The following is a 9,600-nucleotide window of genomic DNA, read 5'->3' as shown; positions in this document are numbered from 1 at the left end:
GACCAGCACCGCGCGGCGGGTGAACCCCCGGGTCGCAGTGCCTCCCGGGTCTGTGGCGCTGCCCGGTTCTGTGGCGCCGCCCGGGTTCGCGTCGCCGCCCGGGGGATGGTGGCCGGAGGGCCCGTGCACGTCTCTGTCATCCATGTCAGCCGACCACGACCTCCGTGAGCGTCGCCAGTGGCCGGCGCAGGGCGTTGACGGCATCCGAGAGCTGCTTGCGCTCGGCGGCGTCGAGGTCGGTGAACGGCACGAACCCGTCGCCTCCGCCGCGGTAGCCGTCGAGGGTGGAGGCGAGGGAGTCGACACGCGAGTCGATCTCGGCGACCAACTCGGGGTCCTTCTGTTCGGCGAGGTCGCGGACCGTTCCAAAGGCCACCGACGCCCCTTCGAGGTTGGCCTGGATGTCATAGAGGTCCGTGTGCGAGAAGATCTCCTCCTCGCCCGTGATCTTGGTGGTCGCCACCTCCTCGAGCAGCGCGATGGCGCCGTTGGAGATCTCGTCGAGACTGATCGTGAAGTCCTCGGCGTACACCAGGTCGTACAGCTTCCGGGTCTCGCGGTTCAGGGCATCGGCCATCTCCCGACCCTCCTCCGGGGAGAGCGCGCGCTGCCCGGCGGGCAACCACAGGTCCTTCTCGAGCACGTGCCAGCCGGTCCACTCGCCGCCCAGCTCCTGCGAGTCGGCCTCACGGAGGTCGATCGCCGGGTCGATGTCGCCGAAGGCCTCGGCGGTGGGCTCGATTCGTTCGTAGTGCATGCGGGCCCGGGGGTACAGGTAGCGGGCCAGGTCGCGATCGCCCTCGGTGTACGCGGTGGTGAACTCCTCGGTGCGCGTGAGAAGAGCTCCGACCTGATCCCGGACGTAGGCGGTGTAGGCCACCACCGCCTCGTCACGCAGGGCCTGCTCGTCCTCGGAGACCTCGATCTCCTCGCCGGAGTCCGTCACGGTGAACTCCGCGACGCCCGTGACCTCGCCGACCATGTTGGGCTTGCAGGCGGTGTAGTAGGTACCGGGCTCGAGCACGACGGTGAAGTCCGTGGTCGTTCCGGGGCCGAGATTCTCCCGCTCCCCCACGATCCGGAGCTTGTCGTCGGCCAGGATCTCGAACTCGTTGGGTTCGGTTCCCGCGTTGACCAGCGTGAAGCGGGCCGTCCCCGACGGGACCTCCGCGGCCGAGACCTCGCACTGCGCGCCGTTGATCGTCACCTCCAGGGGCTCCGCGCCGCCCGGCCCGGAGGACGCGGTGTTGGCGGTGCACCCGGCGAGGACCGCCATGGCGGCGCCGAGGCCCAACGGGAGCGCGAGGACGGGTGTGCGGAAGACGGTGCGGTTCACGGTGTGATGGCTTTCTTGTCGGCGGGAACGGTGTGGTCTGCGTCAGCCTCTGTGGAGGTGACAGCGCCTGATGACGCGACGGAGCCTGATGACGTGACGGAGCCCGTGACGTCGACCGCAGCCCGGCGCGGCCGACGCCGTGAGGCGCGGAGGAACAGGGGCAGGACGACGACGAGGTAGGCCGCCCACCCGAGGACCTGGAGCCAGGTGGGCATGAGGTTGACGTTCACGATCGCCACCGCGAGCGTGTACACGACGAGCCCGATTCCGGAGGTGGGCACCAGGTGGGAGAGGTCGTAGGCCCAGGCGCCCCACCCGGGCAGAACGGAGGCCTCCTGCAGGTCGCCGAGGCCGTAGGAGACGATGCCCGCGGCCACGACGATGAGGAAGACCCCGCTCCAGCGGAAGAACGCACCGATGTCGATCCGCACGGCCCCCGCGTAGACGCCCGCCCCGAGCACAGCGGCGGCGGCGAGGCCGCAGAGCACTGCGACGGCGGGGACCACCGCGGAGGTCGCCATGGTGGAGCGGGTCGTGGCCCAGACGAACATCGCGGTCTCGAGTGACTCCCGGCCGACCGCGATCAGTGCGATCCACACGATGCCGCGGCCGCTCCCGTCCACCGCGCCGGCCATCGAGGATTCCAGTCCGGCCTTCTGATCGGCGGCGTGCCTGCCCATCCAGAGGACCATCCAGGTGATCAGCGCCACGGCGAGGAGACTGAGGGTGCCGCCCAGCACCTCCTGGGCGGCGAAGGTCATGGTGTACGGGCCCCAGGTCATGAACGCGCCCGCGGTCAAGGGGATCAGAGCCGCTACTGCGACGCCGGCCCAGAGCCGCGGGAGGAGATCCCGGCGGCCCACCTTGACGAGGTAGGCGACGAGGACGCCCACGATGAGGGCGGCCTCGAGTCCTTCACGGAGGGCGATGAGGAAGTTGGCGAGGAACACGGCTGACCTGGGTTCTGATCGGGGTCCCCGGGTCGCACGGCGCGGTCCGGCGGCGAGATCGAGACGGCACCTTAGCAGTGCCTTACCTACTCTTCCCGCGAAAGAAGTTCTACTCCTCGATCAGGCGACGCGCAATGAGGCCCGGGACACATCGGTCGCGCGTCCTGCGTGCCACGATCGCGCCGTGGGGCCTGTGGGTGCCCGCCGTCCGGGTGTGCGTCTCGAGCACCTCGAATCCGACCGCGACCAGCTCCCGGGAGAGTTCGGCCACCGGCCATCGGTAGGCGGTCGTGACCGCGTGGTCGAATTGGCCTCCCACTCCTTCGAAGAAGCCCACCGCCACGCTGCCGCCGGGCCGGAGCACCCGCGCGAATTCCGCCAACGACACCCTGATGTGACGCGGATGGTGGTGGATGAGCGAGTACCAGGAGAGCACCCCGCCGAGGGAGCCCGTCGGGACGTCGAGGGCGTCCGACCGACCTCGAAGGGCAGATGCGGGTGGCGGCGGCGAGCCAGGTCGACGAACCGCCGAACCGGGTCGATGCCGCTGACCTCCACCCCGTTCCCGGCCAGGAAGCCCGACCAGTGCCCGGGACCACATCCCACATCGAGCACAGGTCCCGTCAGGGTGGCGGCCCACGAGCCCACCAGCGCCCGGTCGGAGGGATGAGTCGCCTCCATGGACCCGAAGAGGTCCGCGTACTCCAGCGCCCGTGCCGAGTACGCCTCTCGGATCGCCTCGTGCCGTCGGTCAGCCGTGTCCTCCACGGGGTCGAGGATGGTCGGCCGGGGCGCCGCCCGCAACGGGGTCGCGCGATGCGATCGAGCAGGCTACTGTTAGTAACCTACGAATAGTAACCACTCTGTCGAGGAGCTGTCATGGTCGATGCACGAGCGATCGCGCGCCGTCGGATGTCCAGAGAGGAGCGCCGCGCCCAGCTCCTCGCGGAGGCTCGAGCGCTCATTCGCGAGGCGGGGACCGACACCCTCACCCTCGGACGGGTGGCGGAGCGCGCAGGCGTCACCAAACCGGTGGTCTACGACCACTTCGGCGACAGGAGCGGTCTGCTCGCCGAGCTGTACCGGGAGTTCGAGGCCCGCCAGCACGAGGTACTCGACGCCGCGCTCGAGAGCGCAGGGACCGAGCTCGATGACGTGGCGGAGGTCGTGGCAGCGGCGTACATCGACTGCTGCGTGGCCGAGGGCCGGGAGTTGGCCGACGTCGTCTCCGCACTCGCCGGGTCGCCGACGTTGGACGAGGTCCGCCAGGAGGCCGAGGAGCAGTTCCTCGCCAAGTACCGCCGGGCGCTGACCCCGTTCGCCGGAGAGATAGAGGCCGCGGATCTGGTAGCGATCCTCGGCGCCGGCGATTCCCTCGCCCGGGCCGCGACCACCGGCTCGATCACCACGACCCACGCCCACGAGGTGCTCGCCAGAGTCATCGTGTCCGTCACGTCCCGAGACTGAATCGAAAGGCAGCTCATGACCATCACGCACCCGCCCGAACCCCGCACGGCCCTCTGGGTGTACGCCCACCCTCGACCGGGCTCTCTCAACGAGCACCTCTTCCGGACCGGCACCGAGTCGCTGTCCGCGCGGTACACGGTGGAGACCTCGGACCTGTACGCGCAGGGCTTCGACCCCGTGTTGTCCGATCGCGACCTCGGCGAGCCGGAGGGCCGATCGAGATCGATCGTCGAGCTGTCCGCTGACGCCTACGCCACGGGCCGCCTTCCCGACGACGTCCGGGCCGAGCAGGCCAAGATCGCGGCGGCCGAGCTCGTCGTCTTCCAGTTCCCGCTGTGGTGGTACGGGCCGCCGGCCATCCTGAAGGGATGGTTCGACCGGGTGATGACGACCGGTTTCGCCCACGGCGACCTCGACCCCGAGCTCGGCGTACCCCGTCGCTACGGAGACGGCGGGCTGGCCGGTCGCAAGGCCCTCATCGTGGTGACCGCCGGGGAGGACGAGCGCTCGATAGGGCGTCGTGGCGTGAGCGGCGATATCGAGACCCTGCTCTTCCCCGTGACCCACGGGGTCCTCTGGTACACCGGGATCGAGGTACTGGACCTGCACGTCGTCTACGACGCCGACGGGCTGTCCGGTGCGGACGTGGAGGCGCAGGCCCATCGGCTGCGCACCCGGCTGGACGGTATCGACACCGAGCCCGTCGCGGCTTTCCGTCGCCTCCGGGACGGGGATTACCGCGGTACCCGCGCCCTACGGGAGGACCTTCTGCCCGGCCGCACCGACCTCGGCATCCACCTCGCGCACAGCGGCGCGAGTAGGCTGAGCCGTGACACGGGGTGCCCGCCACGGGCTGAGATCACACCCGAGCGAACCTGATCGAGTTCATACTCGCGTAGGGATGTCGTCGATGCGTCCACCGGCCGCTCGGACTCGTGAGGTGGTCCCCCTCCACGACCAGCGCCGGGAGAACGATGACCACGCCACACCACGCCCCTCACGATGCGCCACGGCACCCACGGAGGATCCGCTTCAACGCCTTCGCCGTCAACGGGGTGGGCCACCAGCTCCCGGGGCTCTGGCGGCATCCCGCGGACCGCTCCCGGGACTATCGCGACCTCACGCACTGGACCCGTCTGGCCCGGCTCCTGGAGGAGGGGCTGTTCGACGGCATCTTCCTCGCGGACGCACTCGGGCCCTACGACGTCTACGGCGGTAGCGCCGATGCGGCCCTGCGGACTGCGGCCAAGATCCCGATGAACGACCCGATGATGCTGGTGAGCGCGATGGCGGCCGTCACGGAGCATCTCGGCTTCGGCATCACCGCGAGCACGTCGGCCGAGCACCCGTACACCTTCGCCCGGCGGATGTCGACGCTCGATCACCTCACCCGGGGCCGGGTGGGGTGGAACGTGGTCACGGGGTATCTCACCAGCGCGGCGCGGAATCTGGGCCAGGACGACCAGCTCTCCCACGATGAGCGCTACGACCGGGCGGACGAGTACCTGGAGGTCCTCTACAAATTGTGGGAGGGATCCTGGGAGGACGACGCGGTGGTGCTCGACGCGGAGCGGGACACCTTCGTCGACCCGGCGAAGGTGCACCCGATCGACCACCACGGGACGTACTTCACGGTTCCGGGGATTCATCTGTCGGAGCCCTCTGCACAGCGGACCCCGGTCATCTATCAGGCCGGCGCCTCCGAGCGGGGAGTCCGCTTCGCCACCGAGAACGCGGAGGCGATCTTCGTCGCGTCCCCGACTCTCGCGCAGACCCGTGAGCAGGTCGGTCGGATCCGCGAGGGACTGGAGGCGGCGGGGCGAGGGCGGGACGCCGCACGCGTCTATGCGCTGCTCACGATCGTCGTCGACCAGACCGACGCGGCGGCCGCCGCGAAGTATCGCGACGTCTTCTCCTACGCCTCCGAGACGGGGAATCTGGTCCTCAACTCGGGCTGGTCGGGAATCGACCTCTCCCGGGAAGATCTAGACGCACCGCTGGACCCGGTCGCCACCGATGCCATCCAGACCACGGTGTCGAGCCTCTCGGGCGCCGCTGACCCGGGCGGCCGGTGGACGTTGCGGGACAGCGCCCGGTTCAATGCGACGGGCGGCCCCGTGGTGGTGGGGTCGGGGGACACCGTGGCCGACGCCCTGGAGCACCTCATGGCGGAGACGGATGTCGACGGCTTCAACCTGGCCTATGCGCTCAACCCCGGGACCTGGGAGGACGTCGTCGAGTTCCTCATCCCTGTGCTCCAGCACCGCGGACTGTATCCGCGAGCGGCGGAACCCGGCACCCTCCGCGCCCGGATGTTCGGCGAAGGCGACCGGCTGCCGGAATCACACCGCGGGGCGGCCTTTCGTCGAGGGTGAGGTGCGAGAAGCACGCGCCCGGTGAGGACCCGAGCTGGCAGACTGGCCCGCGTGGGCGGCGGGCGAGGTGAGGGTGGATCGATCCGCTCAGCCACCGTCTCGAGGTTCGATGACCTCGCCCGTCCTGACCGTGGAGGAGGTCGGTGAGGCCGCGGCCCGACCGATCCGACCCGACGAGAACGCCTGACGCGGATGGCGGACCGGGTCGACTGGGCGATGTGAACCGTTGCTTCCAGTCGTGCGACTGCTCCCAGACGTGCGACACCCGATATCGCGTGGATCAGGCTGCCGCGGGCACGATCGCCGCCGCGGCTCACCTCGGCACGTGCTGGTTCACTCGGGCGAGCACCGTGGCGACACCCGCCAGGAACTCTCTACTGCGTCGCGCGGCCTGCTGTTCCACGAGCTCATCGGCGAGCACCTTCGGCACGCAGGACGGGTCGACGGCGAGGTACTCGAGCGCCACCGCCGCGGCGACGGCCTGCCCTTCGTAGAAGGCCAGGTCGGGGAGGACCACCTCGAGGGCACGCGACAGCTCGCCGGCAGCGCGCTCGTCGAACATCGTGGTCACGGACGCCCGATACTGCTCGAAACGGTCCTGTGCCTCGTCGAGGTCCCGCCGCAGCTCAGAGGCGTCAGACATCGATGCGAGGGTCCGTGCCGGCGGCATCCACGAGCCTGCCGGTCGCGTCGTCGTGGACTATCTCCTGGTTCACGATGTCACTCTAGGCCTCCGGGGGTGACAGCGCTCGGGCGTCGGCTACCTCTCCGATAGCGGAGTAGCGAAGTGCTGGACATAGAGATGCGCCTCCGGGAGGCCCTGGTACGCCGCCGTCCGCACGCAGACGCCCACCCTGGTGAAGTCCGGGTTGACGATGTTCTCCCTGTGACCTGGGCTCTGCATCCAGCTGTCGACCGGATCGGGCCCGCCCGGAGTCGAGTAGAACAAGTTCTCTGCAGCCGTAGAGTAGTCGACGCCGGCCTCACGGATGAACACGAACGGATCGCCACTGCCATCGGGCGCGTGGTGCCCCCAGTAGTCCCTCGCGATCATGTCGTCCGCTTTCGCGCAGGCACTGTCTCGGAGCTTCTCGCTGGCGTCCAGTGTCGGAATGCCGTTCTCGCCCCGCTTCGCGTTCGTCCGCTCTTCCACCGGCGACGGATCTGCCGGGGGTTCGACCTCAGCCCGACTCCACGAGTCACCCGACGGGAGTTCCAGAGTCACCGCGTCGCCCCACTCCGCACAGCCGACCACCGACATCGAAGCCACCAGAAGCAGTGACGCGGCCGCGCCCCTCGAGACTGCCCGATTCTTCATCCTGATCACCCGGTCCGAATCTACCGATGGTGGCCGATGCACGACGGGCCGAACGGGTCTGCGTTCCACATACCCCAGGTGGTCAGAGGAGCGACCGCAGAGTGGGTGTGGTCAACGCCAGGAGAACGACGAGCCAGATCGCGGACCCGGTGAGGTCCCGTCGCGATGCGTCGGGGTCGATCCACGGGAGCTGTCGTGCCCGCAGGAACGCCAGACCTCCCACGGCGGCGTAGGCCGTGACGGCGGCGACCCAACCCCAGACGGTCACCACGGTCACCGGGAGCAGGGCCCGGGCCGCGACCAGGGTGAACACCACGGCCAGAGCGGCCAATAGCACCCTGCGCCGGTCCCGACTGCGGGCGATGGCGGCGAGGAGTTCGGCCATGGCGCCGAGGTAGAAGAGGATGACGACGATGAGCACCGCGTTCATCGGCCGCCTCCGGACTCGTCGTCGCCCTGGCCCGCCCGCCGCAGGAGCTGCTGACCTGCCGGAGCGAGGTCCCGGGTCGTCGCCCCGGAGAGGAAGATCGCGGTCCCTCGCGCCCGGTCCAGTCCGACCCACGTGGCGAACCCGCCGGTCTGCCCGTTGTGCCAGGTGATCTCCCGACCGTCCCACTCGGTGGTGAACCATCCGGCGCCGATGCGGTTGTCGTCGTCGTAGTCGGTGACCGGCTGCAGCGCCGCCGCTCCGGGCGCGGTTTCCGCCAGGAGAGCGTCGAGCAGTGTCGCCATCGACGCGGCGTCGGCCCGGATGCCACCGGCCGGCGCGTAGCCGGCGTCGTCCCACGCCTGCTGGGCCCGGCCGGAGGACTCACGCCCTTGGACGGCGTTGGGGGCCGCACCGCCCTGGCCCGGGGCGGGGACGTGGAAGTTCTCCAGGCCCAGGGGTTCCGCCAACCGCGTCCGGACCAGTTCCGGGTAGTCGTGGCCGCTGACCTCGGCCAGCGCGTGACCCAGGACGGCGAAGCCCAGGTTCGAGTACTCCGGATCCTTGTCCCCCACGGAGGACGAGCGCACGTCCTCCACCACGTCGGCGGGTGAGTCGCGGTAGGGGTTCCGGGCGAACAGCAGCCAGCGGTAGGAGTCCACCAGCCCCCGCAGCGAGAAGGGCAGCCGGGGCAGTCCCGAACCGTGCCGCGCGAGTTCGCCGACGGTGATGGCAGCGCTCGCTGTCTCGCCCATGTCGACGATCTCGCCCAGCGTGGTGTCGGGGGACAGTTCCCCGCGATCCACGGCGTCGGCGAGCAGCATCCCGGTGACCGGTTTGGTGACCGAGCCGATCTCGAAGGTCCCGTCCAGCGGGGCGCCGACGGTGGCGATGCGCGTGCCCTGCGGGGTCACCTCGGCAACGGAGAGGGCGAACACACCGGGAGAGGGGACCTCCTCCAGCACCGCGGCGGCCAGCCGGGCGTCGCCTTCCGTCGGCGTGTCCCCGTCGATCGATCCCACGCCGGGCCGGAGCAGCGTCGCCAGCACGGCACCCACGACCCCGAAGGCCACCACCACGACCACCGCTGCCCGGCCTGGTGCAATTCTCATCGGTCCACCCCCAGCAGGATCGTCAACAGCGGGACGACGCGGGCCGCGGGCACCTCGTAGCGGCCACTTCCGGCCGCGCGCAGCCACCCGTGGGAGGACAGCTGCCGCAGGTGATGGTAGATCTGCCCGCTGGTGCCGAACTCCCCGGTCGCCACGAGGTCCTGCACCGTGTCGGCATCGGACAGGATCCGCTGGACGATCCGCAGCCGCACGGGATGTGCGAGCGCGGACAGCGACTCCGCCCGGTCGGCGAAGTCCGAGGCGAACAGGTCGTCCGCCTGCTCGGCCATCTGCCACCGGGCCTCATACCCCTTCGGGGTCCGCACGCTGCCGACCATCATCACCGCTCCGGGGTCGGACGTGCGGGACCGCAGGCCCTCGAGTGCCCAGAACGTGTCGTCGTCGGCGGCCCGCTCCGGCGCCGTGGTGCCCGCGCTGTGCCCGGTGCGGGTGTTCTGCCCGGCGCCCGCGCTGTGCCCGGTACGAGCACTGTGCGCCTCGAGCGCGGCCACGCGACGCTCCAACACCTCGATGCGGTCGATGTCAGCCATGCCGTAGAAATTATAGCCATTACGTACTTTTTGCAATACCGGTGTCGGCGCACAGTGCTCGTAC

At 69.9% G+C, this 9,600-nt stretch carries 9 protein-coding genes, 2 pseudogenes and 1 riboswitch; of the genes and pseudogenes, 3 read left to right on the top strand and 8 right to left on the bottom strand.

Translation table 11 applies throughout. The features are described 5' to 3' along the window. Positions 1–145: 145 nt before the first annotated feature. From efeO to IY392_RS04770, 3 genes and pseudogenes are all read right to left on the bottom strand, one after another. On the bottom strand, positions 146–1,336 hold the full coding sequence (gene efeO / locus IY392_RS04780) for an iron uptake system protein EfeO (RefSeq protein WP_309234007.1): 1,191 nt from the start codon (positions 1,334–1,336) through the stop codon (positions 146–148). Continuing rightward, the gene (gene efeU, locus IY392_RS04775) at positions 1,333–2,286 is read right to left on the bottom strand and encodes an iron uptake transporter permease EfeU (protein ID WP_194860650.1); all 954 of its coding nucleotides are present in this window, start codon (positions 2,284–2,286) and stop codon (positions 1,333–1,335) included. Before efeU ends, efeO begins: the two co-directional genes overlap by 4 nt. A gap of 109 nt (positions 2,287–2,395) precedes the next feature. Beyond that, positions 2,396–3,066: pseudogene (locus IY392_RS04770) on the bottom strand (class I SAM-dependent methyltransferase). A gap of 99 nt (positions 3,067–3,165) precedes the next feature. Here IY392_RS04770 and IY392_RS04765 point away from each other — a divergent pair. From IY392_RS04765 to IY392_RS04755, 3 genes and pseudogenes are all read left to right on the top strand, one after another. Further along, a complete protein-coding gene (locus IY392_RS04765; RefSeq protein WP_228549034.1) occupies positions 3,166–3,753 on the top strand; it encodes a TetR/AcrR family transcriptional regulator in 588 nt (195 codons plus the stop codon). Between the two features lie 15 nt (positions 3,754–3,768). Beyond that, positions 3,769–4,416 (top strand): annotated as a pseudogene (locus tag IY392_RS04760) (NAD(P)H-dependent oxidoreductase); the annotation flags it as partial. A gap of 162 nt (positions 4,417–4,578) precedes the next feature. Next, positions 4,579–4,672, top strand: a riboswitch (TPP riboswitch). A gap of 55 nt (positions 4,673–4,727) precedes the next feature. Beyond that, the gene (locus IY392_RS04755) at positions 4,728–6,128 is read left to right on the top strand and encodes an LLM class flavin-dependent oxidoreductase (protein WP_194860649.1); all 1,401 of its coding nucleotides are present in this window, start codon (positions 4,728–4,730) and stop codon (positions 6,126–6,128) included. 313 nt (positions 6,129–6,441) lie between these two features. Here IY392_RS04755 and IY392_RS04750 read toward each other — a convergent pair whose 3' ends face one another. The 5 genes from IY392_RS04750 to IY392_RS04730 all read right to left on the bottom strand — a co-directional run bounded on the left by IY392_RS04750 (position 6,442) and on the right by IY392_RS04730 (position 9,536). After that, positions 6,442–6,771, bottom strand: coding sequence for a hypothetical protein (locus IY392_RS04750; protein ID WP_182613527.1), 330 nt, complete (start codon positions 6,769–6,771; stop codon positions 6,442–6,444). Positions 6,772–6,888: 117 nt separating this feature from the next. Further along, entirely contained in the window at positions 6,889–7,446 is a 558-nt protein-coding gene (locus IY392_RS04745; protein WP_228549035.1) for a CAP domain-containing protein, read from the bottom strand. A gap of 82 nt (positions 7,447–7,528) precedes the next feature. Then, positions 7,529–7,876, bottom strand: a complete 348-nt coding sequence (locus IY392_RS04740) for a hypothetical protein (RefSeq protein WP_194860647.1) — start codon at positions 7,874–7,876, stop codon at positions 7,529–7,531. Further along, the gene (locus tag IY392_RS04735) at positions 7,873–8,985 is read right to left on the bottom strand and encodes a serine hydrolase (protein WP_228549033.1); all 1,113 of its coding nucleotides are present in this window, start codon (positions 8,983–8,985) and stop codon (positions 7,873–7,875) included. Before IY392_RS04735 ends, IY392_RS04740 begins: the two co-directional genes overlap by 4 nt. Beyond that, positions 8,982–9,536, bottom strand: coding sequence for a helix-turn-helix transcriptional regulator (locus tag IY392_RS04730; RefSeq protein ID WP_194860646.1), 555 nt, complete (start codon positions 9,534–9,536; stop codon positions 8,982–8,984). Before IY392_RS04730 ends, IY392_RS04735 begins: the two co-directional genes overlap by 4 nt. Positions 9,537–9,600 lie beyond the last annotated feature (64 nt).

Origin of the sequence: Dietzia sp. SYD-A1 (assembly GCF_015356725.1) — a bacterium.
Classification (GTDB): domain Bacteria; phylum Actinomycetota; class Actinomycetes; order Mycobacteriales; family Mycobacteriaceae; genus Dietzia.
The sequence above is the reverse complement of the archived record's forward strand: the minus strand, read 5'-3'. Positions and strand labels throughout refer to the sequence as shown.